Below are 20,417 nucleotides of genomic sequence, written 5' to 3'. Positions count from 1 at the left end.
TACCGGGATATTTTTAAGAATTTCAACAAAAAAAGGCCAAACATATGGTTTAAATAATACACTATCATATAAAATAGTCAATTATCAACATTTTATATGATGTAAAACAGCGCCCTCAGTTCCCCAATCAACCCATTTTCCAAAGATTAGTCGTGCACAACATTAATACCTTACACGTTTACATGATATTTTTTTAGCTACTAATTTAAGTACAAAAAATGCGTTCGCCGTTTTAACGGAAACGCATCAGGTTATCTTGATAGCTATGTTAAACACAGCCTCTCAAAGCTCAGGTAAATTTTATGACCTCGGCCTTTTCGGATTAAAGGCTACCAGGTAATTCAGGTCTTCAACCGGCGGGTTGCGCTCATCAATTTTCTGTGGTTCTTTGTTGAACGTTTGATTAAGACGCGTTTTTACGGTATGAAATACTTGTAGCAAAATTTCGGGGCCAACTTTGGCGGCGATGGTTGGGTAATAATCTTTTTGAATCCTTATTCTGTCGGTATTGGTTACCATGCTCAATTCCCAGCTATCCTCGGCTTTAAAGCCAAATTCTTTAGCAGTGTTCAGCAGGTCGTACATGTACATGCGGGTTTCGGTTTCAATAGATCTTTCGGCAGCAACTGTCATATGATTATTTTTTACGGTATTGCAGCCTCTTAGGGGCTGGTATTATGTTAAAGCTTAACTATCACCGTATCAGAAAATGGCAACGCCTAAGTTATGTAGTATATATTAAGGAAGGAATGCTGAAAGATAGCCATAATTAATCATTAAACCGCATTTATTAAATATTAATTAAATGAAGGGTAATTCAAATCGCCCCAACAGGAAAAAAACGCATTTCCACCGCCCTGGTTTATGTTTCCACTGATTCATAGATAAAATAACAGGGGTCGAGAAAATACCTACAACGACAAAAAAACCTTTTAATCACTCCTGAAAAACGACAAAATACTGTTAGTACCAGTTAGAAAACACCCACCGCTTTTGTCCCGCTTTAAATATATTTGCCTAAACATACATGCGGTGCAAACCGTTGTTCATTCAAACTTACATGTGCCATGGCAAATAATTTTAAAGAAGCAAGCGTTGACGAAATAACCCAGGTAATGCAACAAGCGCAAACAGCATTTGAAGCTTACCAGCAAACCAGCATCGAGCAAAAAAGCGTCTTTTTAGAGGCTATCGCTGCCGAAATTGAAGCTTTAGGCGATGGCTTGCTGCAAAAAGCATCCGAAGAAACCAACCTGCCTATTCCCCGTTTAACCGGCGAGCGCGCCCGCACCACAGGCCAGCTGCGCATGTTTGCCACCATGCTGCGCGAAGGCAGCTGGGTTGAAGCCAGTATTGATACTGCTAATCCCGACAGGGCGCCGTTGCCTAAACCCGATGTTCGTAAAATGCTTACCCCTTTGGGGCCGGTAGTTGTTTTTGGGGCAAGTAACTTTCCGTTCGCTTACTCAACCGCAGGCGGCGATACCGCCAGCGCTTTGGCCGCAGGTTGCCCCGTAGTAGTAAAAGCACACCCGGCCCATGCCGAAACTTCTGAGATGGTGTACAGCGCTATCAAAAAAGCCATTGTAAGCAGCAACATGCCCGGGCATATTTTTCAGCATGTACACGGCACCTCGTTTGAAAGTGGCAAAGCTTTGGTGCAGGCCGATGAAACAGCGGCAGTTGGCTTTACCGGATCAACTGTTGGCGGTTTGGCATTGCTGCAATACTCATCGCAACGCAAAAAGCCTATCCCGGTGTTTTCGGAGATGGGTAGCATAAACCCGGTTGTATTTTTGCCAGATACCCTCAACAAAAACGCTGCCGACCTGGCCGCACAATATGCCGGTTCCATAACTTTGGGCATGGGCCAGTTTTGTACCAACCCGGGCCTGATGCTGGCCATTGAAGGCGACGGACTTTACAGTTTCCTGGACAGCCTTGGCAAAGGCATTGAAGCCATAAAGCCCGCCAAAATGCTACATGCGGGTATCCACACGGCTTACCAAAAAAAGAGCCACGAAGCGTTAGCGCAGGATGGTGTTAAGGTGATCCAAAAATCGGCTGTAGAGGCACAGGATATCGAGGCTTTACCAACTGTTGCCCTGGTAAGCGGCAAAACATTTTTAGCCAACCCATTACTGCACGAAGAGGTTTTTGGGCCATATTCACTGATGGTAAACTGTAAAGACGAGCAGGAACTGCTTAAAGTATTAAAATCGGTATCGGGCCAGTTAACCACCACGGTAATGGGTACCGACGAGGATTTTGCAGCGCATAAAGCCTTATTACAATTACTGCCGTCAATTGCCGGCCGCGTATTGTTTAACGGCGTACCAACCGGGGTTGAAGTTTGCCATAGCATGGTTCATGGCGGCCCTTTCCCGGCCACTACCGATAGCCGCTTTACAGCAGTAGGCACCAACGCCGTAAAACGCTGGGTGCGCCCGGTATGCTACCAAAACTGCCCCGACGGCTTATTGCCTTTGGCACTGCAAAACGCCAATCCTTTGGGAATTTGGAGGCTGGTAGATAATGAGTGGAAGAAATAGAACAATTAAGCCATAGCGATTAATTCAAAAAATCGCTATGGCTTAATATTATTTGATTATTTTGGGTCATCATACATGCTTCTTTTCAACTCTATCACCGATGTTATCAATTATCTGAAAACCAATTTAGATGATACCGATATAACCCTCAATAAGGGAGCAAGCAAAAATCAGATAGAAGCTGTAGAAAATGCCTACAACATAAAATTACCGGACGACATCCGGCAGTTTTATGAATTCGCAGACGGTTTTATATCTGAGGAGGATCAATTTAGAATAATTGATCTGAATGAAATTATAACCGACCGGCGCGATGGAAACGAATTGCATTTTGCCGAATACCTTACCTATTGCGATATGTGGGGACTGAAGGTTGAGCCAGATGATCATAATCGCTATTCAATTACATACCCTTATAAAGGCGATATAATTTTAACCAATTCTTTTACCGAATTTTTGAGGCGTTTTCTTACCGGTGGCGTATTTGAAACAGGGGGATTGTATGATTGGCGAGACAAAATCATTAAACTCCAAAATTGATACTTATACTAAGACGTTGTTACCACCGTATGCGAACCATCAGGATTTACTACGATGGTTGTGTTGCCGGCTGCTTTAACTGCAACTGAGTGCGAACCATCAGGATTTACAATAACCAAAGTTTGGCCGTTATCTATCATCGTAGTGTGTGTTCCATCGGGATTTACGATTGTCGAGGAAGATCCATTTTTTATTACTGTAGAATGTGTACCGTTTGGATTAACAACAGTGATGGTTGGCCCACTGTCTATCCACAACGAATGTGTGCCATCTGAATTGGTAGCAGTAGTTGTTTGCCCGGTTTGCGATACTACCGTATTTGTACCATCGGGATTTACTATGGTAGCTATTTTACCGTTTTTAATTATGGTACCCAGCTTGCCATCCGCGTAAACAAAAGTAAAATTATAGATACTGTCTTTACTTGATTTTACAGCATTATAAACTGCAAGGTCGTTGGTGTTAAATATTGCTGTTTGTTGGGCAAATACATTGCCGGTAAAAGCTATTGATAACAGGATGAGGATAAGTTTTTTCATGAGGCAGCAGGTTTCCGGATTTGACTATAATAGCCCTAAAAGGTTTAATAGCCATTTGCAAAAAACCACTGTTACTGCCTCAATATTGTTGGCCGATCGGCCAATTACTTCCCAAACCGTTTTACCACATCAGGCGCAGCACCTGGCAGTTTAATTTTATAGCGATAGCCTCCGCTAAAAAAATCTTCTTCCCGCAAAAACTCATGGCTGTTTTTGCTTATCCAAAAAGTTTGGGTATAGTGCTGCCCCTTATAATCGGCTTCGGTAAGCAGCTTCCAGCAGTCAACTTTTTCATTGTCCAATGTGGCCAGCTCTTCGCTGCCGGTTACTTTGTAAACCGCGTATTCGGGGGTGTTGCTCACTGCATCGTAAAAATTGATGGCAAATGTTTTGCCGGCTGCAAGGGGCAACATTTCAAAAGTTTCTATATCCAGGTTCCAGTTAAAATAAGGCTCTTTAACATTTAACAAAAAATCCTTCGCCAGGTTATTTTTCACGGTATCGGCACCGGTAATTTGGGCAGCGGCCCAATTAAAAGCTTTGGTTTTTGTGCCTATAGTTTCCGAATGATAAACCGGCGTAAAATCTGATGCCCTGTTTGCCGAGAATGTCGACCGGTACGATGCGCTGTCGGCTGCATACCAATGCTGGGTTACGGAAATAATCTCCTCGCCGTTACGATTACCGGTTTCTACATCGCGCAGCCAGACAGACATGCGCAAACGCCTATCATCTTTCGGGTTTTGAAAATACACCAGGTATTGTCGCAGTCCGGGTTTAAGGTTGGCTAAAATGAGGCGTTTATCTTTTAAGCGAATAGTATCTGTTTGGGCCATTGCCCTGGGGCAATGCGCGGCCAGTAATAGTAAAGTAAGCGTAATGGCTATTATTTTTTCAATTATATGTTCGGTTTTCATGGTAATTTATTGTGCCGGTAAGGGTTTTTAATTCTATTTATATAACCAAAGCTGCTTTTTGGGTTCGGGCAATAAAAATCATTTCAACGGTTGCAGTTTTATTTTTAACGTGTTTGCCTTTTTGTTCAATAAATCGTTAGGTGTCATTTGGCAAACGTACAGCGCTATCAGCCATTTTCAAATTTTCAAATCCTCAAATCAATCCCATCCAACCAAAAACCTTACCTTTACAACCCCATGTATCTGCAGCAGCTATCAGTTATCAATTTTAAAAATTACGAGGAGGCCGAACTTGTTTTCAGCAAGGGTGTTAATGCCTTTACGGGTAACAACGGTGCGGGCAAAACCAATTTGCTTGATGCTATACATTACCTGTCGCTTTGTAAAAGTTACTTTAACCCTATAGATAGTCAGCAGATAAAACAAGGCACCGATTTTTTTATTATAACCGGTGTTTTTAACAAAAACCAGCAAACCGAAGCCGTGGCCTGCTCGGTAAAACGGAACCAAAAAAAGCAGTTTAAGCGTAATAAAAAAGATTACCAGCGCCTGGCCGACCATATTGGCCTGCTGCCATTGGTCATGATATCGCCGTACGATACCAGTATTATAACCGAAGGAAGCGAGGAGCGCCGCAAGTTTATTGATAATGTAATATCGCAAACAGATAACCATTACCTTGATGAGCTGATAACCTACAACAAGGTACTGGCCAACCGTAACGCCCTGCTGAAGCTGATAGCTGATACCGGCCGGTACGACCCAAGCCTGCTGGAGGTAATGGATGAGCAGCTGGTACAGTCGGGCAACCGCATATTTGAACGCCGCAAGGCCTTTATGGAAGGCTTTACCGAAATTTTTAATAAACACTACAGCTTTTTAAGCGACGATGCCGAACTGGTTGAATTGGCTTATGAGTCGCAGTTATTGCAGGACGATTTTGCCGGCTTGCTGAAAAAAACGGTGGAGCGCGACAGGGCTCTTGAACGTACTACTGCCGGTATCCACAAAGACGACCTTCAATTTGGTATCCACGGCATGGCCATGAAAAAATTCGGATCTCAGGGCCAGCAAAAATCTTTTTTGATAGCACTTAAACTGGCACAGTATACTTTTTTATACCAGCAGAAGGGATTTAAGCCCCTGCTACTACTGGATGATATTTTTGACAAGCTGGATGACGAACGTGTTACCAAACTAATGAAGATGGTGAGCAACAATGATTTTGGACAGGTATTTATTACCGACACCAGCATAAAGCGGGTAAGTGAAATATTTGATAAAATTGCTGTGGAGGTTAAATTATTTAATGTGAGCAAAGGAGCTATCGATGCGTAAAACAAACGACAAATCATTAAAAGAGGCCATTGAGCAAATGCTTAATGTATACAAAATAAAGCGCCGCTATGATGAAACCGGGGTGGTTGCGGCATGGCCCGAGTTGGTTGGCAAATCGGTAGCAAACCGTACCAAGGAATTATTTATACGCGATAAAAAATTGTTCCTGCGGATTGAATCGTCGGTAATAAAACACGAATTGATGCTGATGCGCAGCCAGATCATAGATAAAATTAATGCCGAAGCAAAAGGGGTGTTAGTTGAAGAGATTGTATTTCTGTAATACTTGCTTGCAAAAAAATACCCTGATTGGGGAAACCGGGTAATAAATGTATCAAACAAATGCCACAAACTGAATATTACCTTTCCCTTGAAATGCGAAGCTGACGTGCGCGGATATGTTGCCTGATGCCCAGATCATCGGTAATCATGGAATATATTAAAATAAACAAACCCGGGATAACAAAGGCTAATTGAACTTCGGGGTGGCTTTTATAAAGCAATATTGTGCATGTACATAAGCATACAACAATTAGCGCATATATAACAACCTTCAAAAACAGTTTCATATCCAAATGAATTATTGGGATTTTGTCCCGGTTTATAGCACAGTTTAGGTTAACAAAAAATTCAACCCCGTTTTGTAAACTTACAAATTTATATTTAACAACACAAAACCCGCACCATAAATATTCAGGGATGTAACGTTTGTATTACATCCCTAAATATTTGATTATTAAAATTTCTCGAACGCCGAGAAAAAGAAGCTGCCTTCAATTGCTGCATTCTCGTCCGAATCGGATCCATGAACAGCATTGGCATCAATTGATTTAGCAAACAGGTTACGGATAGTACCTTCCTCGGCCTTAGCAGGATCAGTAGCACCAATTAGTTTACGAAAATCTTCAATAGCGTTGTCTTTTTCCAAAATGGCCGCAACTATTGGTCCCGACGACATAAATGTTACCAGGGCATTATAAAAGGGGCGCTCTTTATGCACTTCATAAAACTGGCCGGCCTTTTCGGCGCTTAAAGCTGTGTATTTAAGGGCTATTATTTTAAAACCGCTTTTGGTTATCTTATCTATTATAGCACCAATATGTCCGTTTGCAACGGCATCTGGCTTAATCATGGTAAAAGTTCTGTTTGTGGTCATTATATTAATTATTTTTTGGTTGTAATTGAAATGTGATAAAGTGGACTGCCGGTTGCTTGCCCCGACCGTCAATGGTTGCTTTATATTTAAATTTTGCCGCAAAAGTAGCTTTTTACATCTGTAAGATAAAGCTTTTTGTGTTAAAATAGATGGTTTGTATTTAATTTATTTATTTAGCTTTGCAACTCTTTTTTAAAATTGATGTTAGATTTAGCCGCGCTTACAGAACTTTTAGCAAGCCCCAGAAAAATAGTGATCACTACCCATCATAAACCTGATGGTGATGCTATGGGCTCGTCATTAGGTTTGTATAATTATTTGATACAGCAAGGCCATCATGCCACGGTTATTGCCCCTACAGATTATCCTGCTTTTTTAAGCTGGCTGCCCCGTAATGGCGATGTTGTCATATATACCGAGCAGGCCGAAAAATCGGCAGCGTTAATTGCCGATGCAGAGCTTATATTTTGCCTTGATTTTAATGCATTAAGCCGCATCAATGAAATGGGTGTTTTAGTAGGCGAAAGCAAGGCTTATAAAATCATGATAGATCATCACCTGGAGCCGCAGGACTTTGATGACTACCGCCACTGGAATATTAATGCCTGTGCAACGGCCCAGCTTATTTATGATTTTATTGTTAACGAGTTGCACCATCGCGAATTGATTAATGCCGATGTGGCAACCTGCTTATACACCGGCATCATGACCGATTCGGCGTCCTTCCGCCTGCCCAATACCACATCAACCGTACACCGCATTGTTGCCGATTTGATTGACCTGGGCGCGGTTAACTGGCGTATTCACGAACTGGTATACAATAGTGCAACCGAAAACCGGTTAAGATTTTTAGGACATTGCCTTGCAAATTGCCTTGAGGTGCTGCCCGAATACCATACCGCCATTATTGCCGTTAATAATACCGATTTACATAAATACGATGTTGATACCGGCGATACCGAAGGCATTGTAAACTATGCGCTATCAATGGCCGATATAAAACTGGCTGCTTTTATAGTTGAACGCAGCGACAGGGTAAAACTTTCGTTACGGTCAAAAGGTGAATTTCCGGCAAACGAAATTTGCAAAAAATATTTTGATGGCGGCGGTCACCGCAATGCGGCCGGCGGCCATTCAAGTAATACCCTTGAACAGGTTGTACAACAATTCAAAACCATTTTACCCGAATATAAAAAACTATTAAATCAATAAAATGAAACAAAAATTAATGTTCCTGGCCATTGCTGCAATTGGATTTTCAAGTTGCAACGGAGGCTTTAAAAAAGGAGATGCTGGGTTGCTTTATAACATCCACACATCTAAAGGCGGTACACATATCAAAGACGGCGACTTTGTGAGCGTAAATATGATTGTAAAAACCGATGGAGATTCGGTTTTGAGCAATACTTACGACATGGGGCACCCTATCATCATTATGCCAATGCCTAAACCACAGGCTAAAGGTGATATTTATGCCGGCCTTGAGTTGCTGGGCGAAGGCGACAGCGCTACTTTTAAAGTACCAACCGATTCGATATTTAAAGGTGGCCAGCAGCGTCCGCCAAACCTGAAAGGCAAATTTTTAATATTCCAGGTTAATGTCAATAAAGTATTGGCAAAAGGCTCACTTACTGAGCAGGTTTTCCGTGGCAGGGTACAGGATTACTTAAAAACTCTTACCGAAGCGATGAAAGCTCAGGAGCCGGGCAAAATCAAAAAATATATTGCCGATCATAACCTTAAAGTTACAACTACCGCATCGGGCTTAAACTACGTTATTACTACACCTGGTACAGGCCCAACCCCCGCAGTTGGCGATACCGCTGTTGTTAATTACACAGGCAGGCTTCCAAATGGTAAAATATTTGAAACCAGCGTTAAAGAAGTAGCTATAAAAGAAAAACAACCCATTGAACCAGGTCGCCCGTTTGCACCTCTCCGTATCCCGGTTGGCCAGGGTAAAGTTATACCAGGTTGGGACGAAGGTTTGCAATTGATGAATAAAGGTTCAAAAATTACCTTGGTTATCCCTTCGGCTATTGCTTACCGAGATCAGGGTGTTGGCCCTATCGGCCCATTCACACCAATCATTTTCGAAATGGAAATGGTTGAAATTGTGAAACCTAATCCAAATGCACCAAAACCGGTTATGCCGCAAATGCAAATGCAACAGGCGCCAAGCCAGTCGCAACCTACTCAAAGATAATTTATAACGCTTTTACAGCCTTCCCGACAAGCGTCAGGAAGGCTTTTTTTATTTTTATGAAAAACATTTTTTATCTACTAACGGCCCTGTTTGGCATAGCTACGCTAACTGCCCATGCACAAACCGGTATGCAAACCACGCCAGCCGGCGCCCAATACCAGATATTTACGCATAACACCGGCGAAAAAATTAAACTGAATGACATCGTTTATTTTAATTATATCCAGATGACAGATAAGGATTCGGTTTTATACAGCTCATTTAAAACGGGCAAGCCTCAACCGGCTCAAATCCGTCCATCGCAAAATGTAGCCGATTTGATGGATATCTTCCCGCTGCTGGCCCTGAATGACAGCGCAATGGTGAAAGTACCTACCGACTCGATTTTTAAAGGACATGAAGAGGCGCGTCCGCCGTTTTTCCCTAAAGGCAGCAAGCTGGTATTTATCCTGAAAATTATCAAAGTACAATCGTTACAGGAAGCTATGGCCGAACGTACAGCGGCTATCGAAAAGATGAAATCACAGGAAGCCACTGAAACCAACACCTACGTTACAGCAAATAAATTAAGCCCGGTTACAACAGCGTCAGGCTTAAAGTATATTATAACCAAGGCGTCTGCCCTGCGCAAGCCATTGGATGGCGATACAGTAATGGTTAATTATACTGGCTATTTACTAAACGGACAGCTATTTGACACCAGCGTACAGGCAAACGCCAAAGCAGCAGGTGTTGAGCAACCAGGCCGTCCTTATGAGCCTATACCGGTGGTTTTAGGCGCACACGCCGTAATACCAGGCTGGGAAGAAGGCCTTGCCCTATTGCATGAGGGTTCAAAAGCCAAATTTATTATCCCGTCAAAATTGGGCTATGGCGAGCAAGGTATGGGTAATGGCGCAATTCCGCCCTACGCAACCCTCGTGTTTGACGTTGAAATTGTAAAGGTAAAACCAGGCAAACATGTACCCGTTGCCGCCAGGCCAGGCGTTAAGCACACGGTCAGGAAAAAAACAACTGTAGCTAAAAAGAAAAATTAAGCTTAAAAGCCTTCCCGATAAACCGGGGAGGCTTTTTACTTTTGCAACATGGTATTAACAGACACCCATACCCATTTATACTACGAAACTATTCCCGTTAAACGCGCTGCCCTTGTGCAGCGTTGTATCGACAATGATATCAGCCGCCTGTTTTTGCCCAATGTAGATGCGGCATCGGTGCCGCTGGTTTATGACCTGTTACAGGCTTATCCCGGTTTATGCTACCCTATGCTGGGCCTGCACCCCTGCTCGGTAAAGGCAGATTGGGAGCAGGAACTGGCAGCCATTAAAGCAGCGCAAGGGCAACATCCAATTTACGCCATAGGCGAAATTGGCATCGACCTGTATTGGGACAAGGCTTTTTTAACCGAACAGGTTAAAGCCTTCAAACAGCAGATTAACTGGGCTAAAAGTCTTGATCTGCCCATCGTAATTCATTGCCGCGATGCCTATGATGAGGTTTACGAAGTATTACAGCAGGAAAATGATGACAAACTACGAGGGATATTCCATTGTTTTGGTGGCACTGTAGAGCAGGCCCAACAGGTGATTGATTTGGGATTTCACCTGGGTATAGGCGGAGTTGTTACCTATAAAAATTCCGGGCTTGACAAAGTTGTGGCCGAAATTGATTTAAACCATATAGTTTTAGAAACAGATTCTCCGTACCTTACGCCCGTTCCGTTCCGGGGTAAACCTAATGAAAGCTCGTACTTGATTTATATTGCCCAAAAAGTGGCGGACCTGCACCAAACCAGTGTGGAGGAGGTTGCGCGTGTTACAACCGAAAACTCCAGGCTGATATTTGGTATATAGTAATTGAATGATTTATACAGCATAAAACCTAATTAATGAGCCAGATACTGATCATTTACACCGGCGGTACCATAGGGATGATGAGCGATCCTGTGACTAAGGTGCTCAAGCCTATCAACTTTGAGCAAATAATGGATAATGTGCCCGAACTGGAGAAACTGAACTGCCGGATCAAAGTACACTCTTTTGACGAGATCATCGATTCATCAAACATGAACCCAGCCATCTGGAGCGACCTGGCCGGCCTTATCGAATCCAATTATCATGATAACGATGGTTTTGTAATCCTTCACGGTTCAGATACTATGGCTTATACTGCCTCAGCATTGAGTTTCATGCTCGAAAATTTAGGCAAACCCGTCATTTTTACCGGCTCGCAATTGCCTATCAGCGCCATACGTACTGATGCCAAGGAAAACCTGATGACGGCTATAGAAATTGCCAAAGCCAAAAAGAACGACCGCGCCCGAGTACCCGAGGTATGTATCTATTTTGATTACAAACTATTCCGGGGGAATCGTGCCTTTAAATATAATTCATCAAAGTTCGAGGCCTTCCGCTCGCCAAACTATCCTATCCTGGCCGAGAGTGGCGTACACCTTAAATTCAGCGTAAACGATATCAGGCACCCGCAGGATGGCGAAAACCTCATCATCCACAATAACCTCATAAGCGATGTAGGCGTGTTAAAACTTTACCCGGGCATAGGCACAAAAGTGGTTGAGGCCATTTTAAATGCTGATGTACGCGGCGTGGTAATGGAAACTTTTGGGGCAGGCAATACCACAACCGACGCATGGTTTATCAGCCTGCTGGAGAAAGCCATTAAAGATGGTAAAGTGATTGTAGATATTTCACAATGTAAAGTAGGCACAGTTGAACTTGGCCGTTACGAAACCAGCAAGCAACTTAAAGATATGGGTGTAGCCAACGGTTACGATATGACCTTTGAATCGGCAGTAACCAAAATGATGTACCTATTGGGCAAGTTTGATGACCCGGCCCTGGTAAAACATTATATGGAAACGGATTTAAGGGGCGAGATAACCGTATCGTAGCCGCAACGCAGGCGCAATTTCTTGTGCGGGTATCGGGCTTAATGGCTTATCTTATAAAAGGGGTGTCATTTCGATAGAGCAGGGTGGCCGCAAGCGGGAGGGCGAAAGAGAAACTATCTCTTGAGCGATAGCGAAAAATCTTATACGCCCTGCAGTCCAACATGCTTATCGGACTGCAGGGCGGACAAGATTTCTCCTTACGCCGTCGCTCAATGCCCTCCCTTGTTCGTCGAAATGGCAATTATTTTGATCTAGACTTGTGGCTTCCGGCTCACAATCAACTCAACCGCATCCATTCCGCAGCCTGCATATCAATCCAAATAACGTTTCATCATCAAATCAGTTTGCAAATCATCGCCCAGCCAAAAAGGATGCGAACCAAACACTTCAAAACCATTCTTTTTATAAAAAGCCAGTGCCTTGGCGTTATGCTCCCAAACACCAAGCCATATATAGGTTTTCTTCATCTGCGCGGCAATATCAAGGGCCTTATCAAAAAGTAACTGGCCAACTTTTTTGCCGTGAAAAGCCTTAAGCACGTAAATCCTTTCTACTTCTAAAGCATCGTCATCCTTCACGTCTGTTTGTGCCGGCCCGTGGTTAATTTTTACGTAACCAACTATATTACCATCAATCTGCGCCATGTAAAACTCCGAATTGGGGTTGTTAACCTCCCCGGCAAGCTTCTCATTGGCAAAAGCAGTTGCCAGGTAATCCTCCATATTTTCGGGCGTGTTCAAATGCGCGAAGGCTTCGTTAAAGGTTTCGATGCCAATTGCTTTTAAAGTCTGGATGTTTTGCATATCCACTTTAATAAACCGGATGCCGGCGCTGTTCATGGTCATTGTATCGGTCATGGTTGTATTGTTATGATTCAAGTTGTACTACATTGTTAAATAAATGCTCCTGCGCCGCCGGCACGTTATCAGCAAAATATTTCGCATTGACCAGGTGTCTGAAACGAAGGTAAAGCAGTGCCGATGCTACCAACAGGCCACTATAAAGCCCCAGCCACACCCCTGTTAAACCCATAGGAGTATGCAGGCCCAGTGCAAAAGCCACCGGCAGGGCAACGCCCCAGTAAGCGGCCAGGTTAATTAATACCGGGTATTTTAAATCGCCCAGGCCTCGTAATATACCCAGGCTCACTACCTGCAGGCCGTCAAAAACCTCTAAGCCGGCGGCTATAATAAAGAGGTTGCCCACCATACTCACCACCTGCAAATCAACCGAGATAACTTTAGGCAAAACGCTCTTTAAAACCAACAACAGCCCCCCGGTAACCAGGTGAAATATAATGGTTAGGTGATAGCTTGCCAATGCCGATACCCGCAGTAAATAAAACTTTGCCTGCCCCAAAAAGTAGCCGGTTTGAATGGCCGCGGCTGTACCTATACCGTTAACCGCGTAATAAATAAACGACAGATAATTCATTGCTATCTGGTACGCTGCCAGCTGCCTGGCTCCTATTATCCCTACTATAAAAACCGCTGCGCTAAATGCGCTTATCTCGAAAATGTTTTGCAACACAATGGGAACACTGGTGGCCAGGATTTTTTTGAACCGCCCCACATTAAACTGAAAAGGACGACAGCCTTGCAGGAATTTATTAAACCTGTGTTTTTTAAGTACAAATGTAGCCATAACTACGGCCATCAGCCCCCTGTCGATAATAGCGCTGTAACCTATGCTTTTGGCACCCATGGCCGGCATGCCAAACAAGCCTTTTACCAATATAATACCCACTACAATATTGATTACATTACCCCAGATACTTACCTGCATAGCCAGCCTGGTAAAACCCAAACCTTCGGCAAACTGCTTAAACGATAAAAACAGCATCAAAGGGATAATGGATAATCCCAATAACACCAACAAAGGTTTGGCCTGGGCCACCACAGCAGCATCTAAACCAATATGCGCTATTAAGTATTGCCCGCCAAACCAGGTGATAATTAACAGCATTAGCCCCGTCAGGATATTAACTACAACGCTATGCCACAATAGCCGGCCACATTCCCGGTAGTTACCTGCCCCGTTTTCGCGTGCTACCAGCGGGGTTATACCGTATGATATGCCTATTGCAATAATTAGCATCAAGTTAAAAAACCCATTGGCAATAGCCAGCGCTGCAAGCGGTACCGTACCGGCAAAGTGACCCAATATAATGGATGCCGAAAAGCCCACTAACGGATGCCCCACCTGCGATATCATTACCGGGTATGCCAAACGCATAGTAGCGCTGTAATGGGTTTTATATTTTTTAAAAAAAGTCAAACGGTTTTTATTTGCTGTAAAAGTAACTGATGTATAAATGCTAAAAAATGCTTATTTTAGATTAATTAATGATTTTAATGCATTAATAATTATGGATTTACAGCAGATAAAAAACTTTTTGGCACTTGCGGATGAGCTTCATTTTTGGAATACATCGGCCAAACAAAACATTACCCAATCGGCATTAAGCAGGCAAATTAAATCGTTGGAGGATGAGTTGGATGTGCAGTTATTTGAGCGTACCAAGCGCAGTGTTAAACTAACCCCCGCCGGCGAATTCCTGAAAACCAAATGGGCCGGTATTGTAGATGAGTTTAATTTCATCCACCAGTTTGCCAAAAAAATCGAACTCGGCGAAACGGGGTCTATCAGGATAGCGCACCCGGATTCTATTTCGTTTTCTACCCTGCCGCAGCTGATACTTGATATATCCATCCGTTATCCCGAACTGAAGATTGAAATGATCCAGCTGGCTTATGAAGACGAACAGGAATTTTTAACCAAATACAAAATCGATCTCAAATTCAGCCGCGATATAAACCGGCTGGATAATATCAGCACGATGAAAGTACAAACAGATCACCTGGCCCTGGTATTGCCCCAGGAGCATGCGTTTAAAGAGTTGGCAGATATCACCGCCAAATCATTACAAACGCAAAAGTTTATTATGCCGCGATCCAACAGCAGCAGCAGCTACAGCCAGCTTACCCGCCAGGTGTTTGAACATTACGGCATATCGCCCGAGTCTTTTTATACATCCGATTTTGGATCAACCATCATTTCGCTCATCACCAGGCAATTTGGCATCAGCATAATGCCTTATTCCTACGCCAATCAGGGCTACCAGGGCATCCGTTTTATTGAACTTCCCTTTGAAAGCAACCTGTTTGTACACTGGCGAACGGATGACCACAGTCCTATACTGAAAAATATTTTAAGAATGGTTGAGGGGTTGGCTTAGGAAGGAGAATGAGGTTCAAATTAGAAAAATGTTAGCTGTTGCCGGCCATTGGCGTGAACTATAAACATTCTCTTTCGTCATTTTCCACTTCATAGTTCCCGGATTTTACAACTGGGGATGACATATCCAATTTTCCTATCATCCTGAGTGGTAAAATTTCGCGAAATTGTGAAGGGGGAAATAACATACTAAAGAGCGTTGTCATGCTGAGTGGTAAAATTTCGCGAAATTCTGAAGGGAGAACGACAATCAAAAATAAACGACTGTCATCCTGAGGAACGAAGGATCTATTCGCGAACTTTTTTGGCGGTTATGCATGGCGTAGAATAGATCCTTCGCTATCGCTCAGGATGACAGAAAATGAAACATGTCATGGGTAGTCTGTCGAAGCATAGCGGGCAAAGACCTCTCCGCGCGACCCTTCGACAGGCTCAGGGTGACAGGCCGGCGCACCTCGAAAAGAAAACATGTCATGGGTAAGTACGAAGGTCCCCGCCGAAATTCATTGCCTACAGCTATCAGTTCAGTGTTAACCATGATAAAATATAAAATATTGATTATCAAATATTTATAAATAAAATATCTAAAATGTGTTAAGTTATGTTAACCCAGTTAGATGCGTTTTCCCTGGGTCAACAGAAAGTTCGCAAACCATTATTCGAATTTTAATCAAACCAGGCTCTCTAACTTACTGCAACTCCTGCTCCAGCCGGCTCAATCTTCAATGCCTTGCCTTCGCGCAGCAGCTCCTGGGTAATAGCGCGGGTATAGGTCTTGATCTCTTCCTGAAAATCGGCTACAGATGCACCGGTACGGATCTCTTCCAGGCGTTTTTCCCAGTTACCTGTCAGTTCGGCCTGGGCTATTTGCTGATTTTTTACCACCTGGTATACTGCCAGCCCGGTTGGGGTGGGTACCAGGTTCTTTTTCTCGCGCAGGATGTAATTACGTTTTAATAATGTTTCGATGATGGAGGCACGGGTAGCCGGGGTGCCCAGGCCGCTATCTTTCATGGCGTAACGCAACTCTTCGTCGTCAATTTCTTTTCCGGCCGTTTCTAAAGCTTTAAGCAGACTCGCTTCGTTATACAGGGGTTTGGGCTTGGTTTGTTTCTCTAACAAAGCCTTATCTGTAATAGGCAGCTTCTCCCCTTGTTGTACTTTGGGCAGGGTTGGGTTTTCTTCGTCTTTCTTTTCGTCGTCAGTTTCGTTAAACACGGCGCGCCAGCCGGGTGTTTGTATAACGGTACCGCTGGCCATAAACAACGAACCTGATTCGACGGTGATCTTGGTGATCTCCTTGATACAATCCTGGTGAAAGGATTCCAGCATGCGGCCGGCAACCATATCGTAAACAGCCTGTTTATCGGGCGTTAGCTGATAAGGAGGTTCGCCAGTGGTTAATATGGCATGGTGATCGGTTACCTTTTTTGCGTTTACGCTGCGCTTGCTCAGCTTGGCACCAGATAACAGGGTGGCTTGTTTGCCAAAATCGGGATGCTCTTTTAGTTTTTCAATTAAATCCGGAACGCCTGCAAATACATCATCGCCAATGTAACGGCTGCCGGTACGCGGGTAGGTTACCAGCTTGCCTTCGTACAGGTTTTGCAATATATTAAGGGTTTGATCGGCAGTGAAGCCCTTGCGCTTGTTGGCCTCCTGCTGCAGGCTGCTCAGGTCGTGCAGTAAGGGTGGTGGTTCTTTACGGGGCTTGGCCTCCAGATTTATAATATGGGCACCCTGCGGAAAGCCCGATGCCACATCCTCAACCTTATCAAAAATAACCTGCGCTTCTTCTTTGGTTTTAAAGTTATTTACCGAGATGGCTTTAAACACCTGCCCATCCTTATCGGGCTGTATACTTACCTGGTAATAAAGTTGCGGCACAAAATTTTTATTATCCAGGTAGCGCGAACAGATCATGGCTAGCGTAGGCGTTTGTACCCTGCCTAATGATAATACACCCCGGTTGCCCGACGACAGGCTTAAGGCCTGCGTGGCATTCATCCCCACCAACCAATCCGACTGCGACCGGCAATGTGCCGAATTGAACAGCGTATCGTAGTCGCTACCCGGCTTCAGGTTGCGGAAACCTTCTTTAATAGCCTCATCCGTTTGGGATGAGATCCAGAGCCTTTTAAAGGGCTTTTTACATTTAAGATAGTAATAGATATAGCGAAAGATAAGCTCACCTTCGCGCCCGGCATCCGTAGCTACAATAATTTCAGTAGCTTCATCAAACAGGCTTTTGATAATATCCAGCTGTTTTTTAACAGAGGGATCGTCAATCATCCCATCCTTTGATTTTACCTTACGGATAGAGAGTTTGAACTTGGGCGGCAGCATGGGGAGGTTTTGAACGCTCCAGCCGTAATAGCCATATTCCTGCGGGGCTGCCAGTTGTAACAAGTGGCCAAATGCCCAGGTAAAAGTATAGCCCTTACCCTCCATATAGCCGTCTTTTTTTGTGGTAGCGCCAAATACTTTGGCAATTTCGCGGGCAACGGATGGCTTTTCGGCTATAATAACTTTCATGTTGGTTCATTAGTTCACTGGTTCATTAGTTCATTGGTGAATAGTTTGATACTCAGCGCTTCGTTATTAGCATGGCTTACTTTGCTTGCAAGCAGTATGATAACTGGGCGGCCAACAAATAAATTTAGAACCGGGGAACAAATATATAAACTAAAGCGCCCTACGACGCAAACTAATTACCAACGAAAGGGCGAACTAATCTAAGGCACAACAAATCAAGCCACCGAAAGAAAAGGCCAAAGAACCAAGCTCCCGCCAGACCAGACCAATGAACTAATGAACCAATGAACTATTTAAGCGCCTCGTATATCTCTGCAGCAAGCAGGCCGCTGCCACCGCCGTAATGCTGTACAATGCGGATATCAGGCTTACAATCACGAAAGTATTGGCTAAGCCGGGATTCTGATTCAGGCGGGATTCCGCCGCCAAGGAGCACAAGGGTAAAACCCTGCGCATCAAAAGCCTGGATAGCTTCATCGTCGGTTTGGCAGCCGGTGGCATTCCAGGCCGGGTTATTGTTTACCAGCCGTACCACAGTTGCCAGAATTTCGGGATGGCGGCCGATAACGAGGATGGGAATAGTGGGAGTTGAAGCCGAAGCCCCCTCTAAATCTCCCCCTGAAGGGGGAGACTTTTGATTATCTTGATTCATATTTGTTATTTTTTACTGTCATTGTTATCAATACTACATATCCGCTTAGCATACGACGACGTTGCTGCGCTTATAATAACCTGTTTGTAAGTTATTGACCGTCAATATTGAATATCCGTCATTGCGAGGTACGAAGCAATCCCCTACAAACTAAGTCCCACATAGTTCGGGATTGCTTCGTACCTCGCAATGACGGTAGCTTAGAGCATTCGCTTAACTATATTTCTCTGCACGTCATAATTTTTTTTCGGATTTTATCCGATGGGTCCTCGCAATGACGATAGTTTTAACCCATTTACTCATCATCTGCACATTTAAAATCGGCACATCAAAAACTCATCGGTACTTCCATCAGTAAAAATTCCGCATCGGTACTTGCGGTGATTGTAAAACCTTCGGTGTCCCAAATGCCTAATGCATCACGGGTGCCAACGGCCTGGCCGTCAATCTGTACTTCTCCGCTTAATACAAATGCGTATACGCCGTTGCCGGGTTTGTGGATGGTGTAATCAGTACTTACGCCTGCATCAAATTTACCTAAATTGAACCATGCGTCCTGGTGAATCCATACGCCGGTATCATCCGGATTGGGTGATAGTACCTGTTGCAGTTTATTATGGCGGTCATCAAGGTTCAGGGTAAGCTGGTCATACCGGGGCTCTACGTTACGCTGGTTAGGGTAAATCCATATCTGCAGGAATTTTACCCGTTTGTCTGGATCCTGGTTGTACTCGCTATGGTAAATACCAGTACCGGCGCTCATAGCCTGTATGTCGCCATTTTTAATAACCGCCACGTTATTCATGCTGTCCTCATGCTCCAGGTTGCCCTCCAGGGGTATGCTAATGATCTCCATGTTATCATGCGGATGTTTGCCAAAGCCCATACCCGCGTCAACGGTGTCGTCATTTAAAACGCGTAATGCGCCAAAGTTCATTCTCTCGGGGTTGTAATAACTGCCGAAGCTGAAAGAATGATAACTATTCAGCCAGCCGTGGTTGGCGTGGCCCCTTGTTTCGGCTTTATGTAAAACGGTTTGTGCCATGATATTGTTTCCTCTGTTTTGTTGATATAAAGGTACAGCGGGATTAGCAAGGGGAAGTTGATGTAGGTCAAGAATTTGCATGTGGGGTTAGGTTATACGTGGTACGTTTTACGTGATACGCATAACCTGCTAAGCCTTGTACGTAAAACGTACTACGTATAACCTGCAAGCCATATACGTAAAACGTATTACGTACTACGTACAACCTTTTTCCTCATTCTGCTAAAAAACTCCGGTGTAACGCCAATGTACGATGCTATTTGCTTTTGGGGCAGGGTATATATCAGCGTGGGGTAACGTTTGCAAAAATTGTTATATCTGTCCTCGGCCGTCAGGCTTAAGCCGTCTATAAGGCGCTGTTGGCTTGCAACCAGCGAATTCTCGACCAATACCCGAAAAAAGTGCTCAAATTTGGGTATCTGCTTATATAATGCCTCCTGGTTAATTTTACTCAATAACAGCACCTCGGTGTCTTCCAGCGCCTCTACGTTCAGCATGCCGGGCTTCTGACTTATCAGGCTGTACATATCGGCCATCCACCAATCTACCGGGGCAAAACTAAGCACATGCTCAATCCCATTTTTATCAACTGTAAAGCCACGCAGGCAGCCGCTGGTTACAAAGGCCGAGTGTTTGCATATATCGCCATCGCTCAACCAAAATTGTTTACGCTTTATGGTTTGCGGCCGTAGCATACCGGTAAAAATGGTCTGCTCATCGGCGGTTAAATGAATATGCTTGGCAATGTTGTTTAGTATGAGGGTAAATGACATGCCCAAAGGTAAAAAA

General features: G+C 44.0%; 20 protein-coding genes. 10 read left to right on the top strand and 10 right to left on the bottom strand.

What is annotated here, in order from left to right; genetic code table 11:
* Nucleotides 1-300: 300 nt before the first annotated feature.
* Nucleotides 301-633, bottom strand: a complete 333-nt coding sequence (locus tag FSB76_RS17205; protein WP_147055432.1) for a hypothetical protein — start codon at nucleotides 631-633, stop codon at nucleotides 301-303.
* A gap of 434 nt (nucleotides 634-1,067) precedes the next feature.
* Here FSB76_RS17205 and FSB76_RS17200 point away from each other — a divergent pair, with 434 nt between their 5' ends.
* Together FSB76_RS17200 and FSB76_RS17195 are read left to right on the top strand one after the other, a co-directional pair.
* A complete protein-coding gene (locus FSB76_RS17200; RefSeq protein WP_147055430.1) occupies nucleotides 1,068-2,552 on the top strand; it encodes an aldehyde dehydrogenase (NADP(+)) in 1,485 nt (494 codons plus the stop codon).
* Nucleotides 2,553-2,627: 75 nt separating this feature from the next.
* Entirely contained in the window at nucleotides 2,628-3,092 is a 465-nt protein-coding gene (locus FSB76_RS17195) for an SMI1/KNR4 family protein (protein WP_147055428.1), read from the top strand.
* An 8-nt stretch (nucleotides 3,093-3,100) separates the two neighbouring features.
* On the opposite strand, the gene FSB76_RS17190 is transcribed toward FSB76_RS17195, so the two are convergent.
* Both FSB76_RS17190 and FSB76_RS17185 read right to left on the bottom strand, forming a co-directional pair.
* Nucleotides 3,101-3,631 carry a hypothetical protein gene (locus FSB76_RS17190; RefSeq protein ID WP_147055426.1) on the bottom strand — a complete coding sequence of 177 codons (531 nt, stop codon included), beginning with the start codon at nucleotides 3,629-3,631 and terminating at the stop codon, nucleotides 3,101-3,103.
* A 104-nt stretch (nucleotides 3,632-3,735) separates the two neighbouring features.
* Nucleotides 3,736-4,548, bottom strand: a complete 813-nt coding sequence (locus tag FSB76_RS17185; protein ID WP_147055424.1) for a DUF3108 domain-containing protein — start codon at nucleotides 4,546-4,548, stop codon at nucleotides 3,736-3,738.
* Between the two features lie 237 nt (nucleotides 4,549-4,785).
* On the opposite strand from FSB76_RS17185, the gene recF reads away from it, so the two are divergent.
* Nucleotides 4,786-5,886, top strand: a complete 1,101-nt coding sequence (recF, locus tag FSB76_RS17180) for a DNA replication/repair protein RecF (protein WP_147055422.1) — start codon at nucleotides 4,786-4,788, stop codon at nucleotides 5,884-5,886.
* A complete protein-coding gene (locus tag FSB76_RS17175) occupies nucleotides 5,879-6,169 on the top strand; it encodes a DUF721 domain-containing protein (RefSeq protein WP_147055420.1) in 291 nt (96 codons plus the stop codon). The genes recF and FSB76_RS17175 overlap by 8 nt, the downstream gene beginning before the upstream one ends.
* A gap of 453 nt (nucleotides 6,170-6,622) precedes the next feature.
* Here the strand turns inward: FSB76_RS17175 and FSB76_RS17170 are convergent, their stop codons facing one another.
* Nucleotides 6,623-7,042: a nucleoside-diphosphate kinase gene (locus FSB76_RS17170; RefSeq protein WP_147055418.1), complete on the bottom strand. Its 420-nt coding sequence runs from the start codon at nucleotides 7,040-7,042 to the stop codon at nucleotides 6,623-6,625.
* 201 nt (nucleotides 7,043-7,243) lie between these two features.
* Here FSB76_RS17170 and FSB76_RS17165 point away from each other — a divergent pair, with 201 nt between their 5' ends.
* Genes FSB76_RS17165 through FSB76_RS17145 form a run of 5 tightly spaced genes read left to right on the top strand, consistent with a single transcriptional unit; the run spans nucleotide 7,244 to nucleotide 12,159 of the window.
* Nucleotides 7,244-8,254 (top strand): DHH family phosphoesterase, encoded by a 1,011-nt coding sequence (locus FSB76_RS17165; RefSeq protein ID WP_147055416.1) that lies wholly within the window; start codon nucleotides 7,244-7,246, stop codon nucleotides 8,252-8,254.
* A 1-nt stretch (nucleotide 8,255) separates the two neighbouring features.
* Nucleotides 8,256-9,248: an FKBP-type peptidyl-prolyl cis-trans isomerase gene (locus FSB76_RS17160; protein ID WP_147055414.1), complete on the top strand. Its 993-nt coding sequence runs from the start codon at nucleotides 8,256-8,258 to the stop codon at nucleotides 9,246-9,248.
* A gap of 56 nt (nucleotides 9,249-9,304) precedes the next feature.
* Nucleotides 9,305-10,285, top strand: a complete 981-nt coding sequence (locus FSB76_RS17155; protein ID WP_147055412.1) for an FKBP-type peptidyl-prolyl cis-trans isomerase — start codon at nucleotides 9,305-9,307, stop codon at nucleotides 10,283-10,285.
* 48 nt (nucleotides 10,286-10,333) lie between these two features.
* A complete protein-coding gene (locus FSB76_RS17150) occupies nucleotides 10,334-11,101 on the top strand; it encodes a TatD family hydrolase (RefSeq protein ID WP_147055410.1) in 768 nt (255 codons plus the stop codon).
* Nucleotides 11,102-11,136: 35 nt separating this feature from the next.
* On the top strand, nucleotides 11,137-12,159 hold the full coding sequence (locus tag FSB76_RS17145; protein ID WP_147055407.1) for an asparaginase: 1,023 nt from the start codon (nucleotides 11,137-11,139) through the stop codon (nucleotides 12,157-12,159).
* 311 nt (nucleotides 12,160-12,470) lie between these two features.
* Here the strand turns inward: FSB76_RS17145 and FSB76_RS17140 are convergent, their stop codons facing one another.
* Both FSB76_RS17140 and FSB76_RS17135 read right to left on the bottom strand, forming a co-directional pair.
* Entirely contained in the window at nucleotides 12,471-13,016 is a 546-nt protein-coding gene (locus FSB76_RS17140) for a GNAT family N-acetyltransferase (protein WP_225976232.1), read from the bottom strand.
* Between the two features lie 10 nt (nucleotides 13,017-13,026).
* Nucleotides 13,027-14,436, bottom strand: coding sequence for an MATE family efflux transporter (locus tag FSB76_RS17135; protein WP_225976231.1), 1,410 nt, complete (start codon nucleotides 14,434-14,436; stop codon nucleotides 13,027-13,029).
* Between the two features lie 91 nt (nucleotides 14,437-14,527).
* Between FSB76_RS17135 and FSB76_RS17130 the strand changes: the two genes are divergently transcribed.
* Nucleotides 14,528-15,397 carry a LysR family transcriptional regulator gene (locus FSB76_RS17130; RefSeq protein ID WP_147055405.1) on the top strand — a complete coding sequence of 290 codons (870 nt, stop codon included), beginning with the start codon at nucleotides 14,528-14,530 and terminating at the stop codon, nucleotides 15,395-15,397.
* A gap of 683 nt (nucleotides 15,398-16,080) precedes the next feature.
* On the opposite strand, the gene topB is transcribed toward FSB76_RS17130, so the two are convergent.
* The 4 genes from topB to FSB76_RS17110 form a co-directional block, all read right to left on the bottom strand.
* On the bottom strand, nucleotides 16,081-17,931 hold the full coding sequence (gene topB / locus FSB76_RS17125) for a DNA topoisomerase III (RefSeq protein WP_147055403.1): 1,851 nt from the start codon (nucleotides 17,929-17,931) through the stop codon (nucleotides 16,081-16,083).
* Nucleotides 17,932-18,220: 289 nt separating this feature from the next.
* Nucleotides 18,221-18,583, bottom strand: a complete 363-nt coding sequence (locus FSB76_RS17120) for a hypothetical protein (RefSeq protein WP_225976230.1) — start codon at nucleotides 18,581-18,583, stop codon at nucleotides 18,221-18,223.
* A gap of 328 nt (nucleotides 18,584-18,911) precedes the next feature.
* A complete protein-coding gene (locus FSB76_RS17115) occupies nucleotides 18,912-19,628 on the bottom strand; it encodes a pirin family protein (protein WP_147055401.1) in 717 nt (238 codons plus the stop codon).
* A gap of 188 nt (nucleotides 19,629-19,816) precedes the next feature.
* Nucleotides 19,817-20,401, bottom strand: a complete 585-nt coding sequence (locus FSB76_RS17110; RefSeq protein WP_147055399.1) for a Crp/Fnr family transcriptional regulator — start codon at nucleotides 20,399-20,401, stop codon at nucleotides 19,817-19,819.
* Nucleotides 20,402-20,417: the final 16 nt, after the last annotated feature.

This window comes from Mucilaginibacter ginsenosidivorax (genome assembly GCF_007971525.1).
Classification (GTDB): Bacteria; Bacteroidota; Bacteroidia; order Sphingobacteriales; family Sphingobacteriaceae; genus Mucilaginibacter; species Mucilaginibacter ginsenosidivorax.
This window is presented reverse-complemented; position numbering and strand designations above follow the sequence as displayed.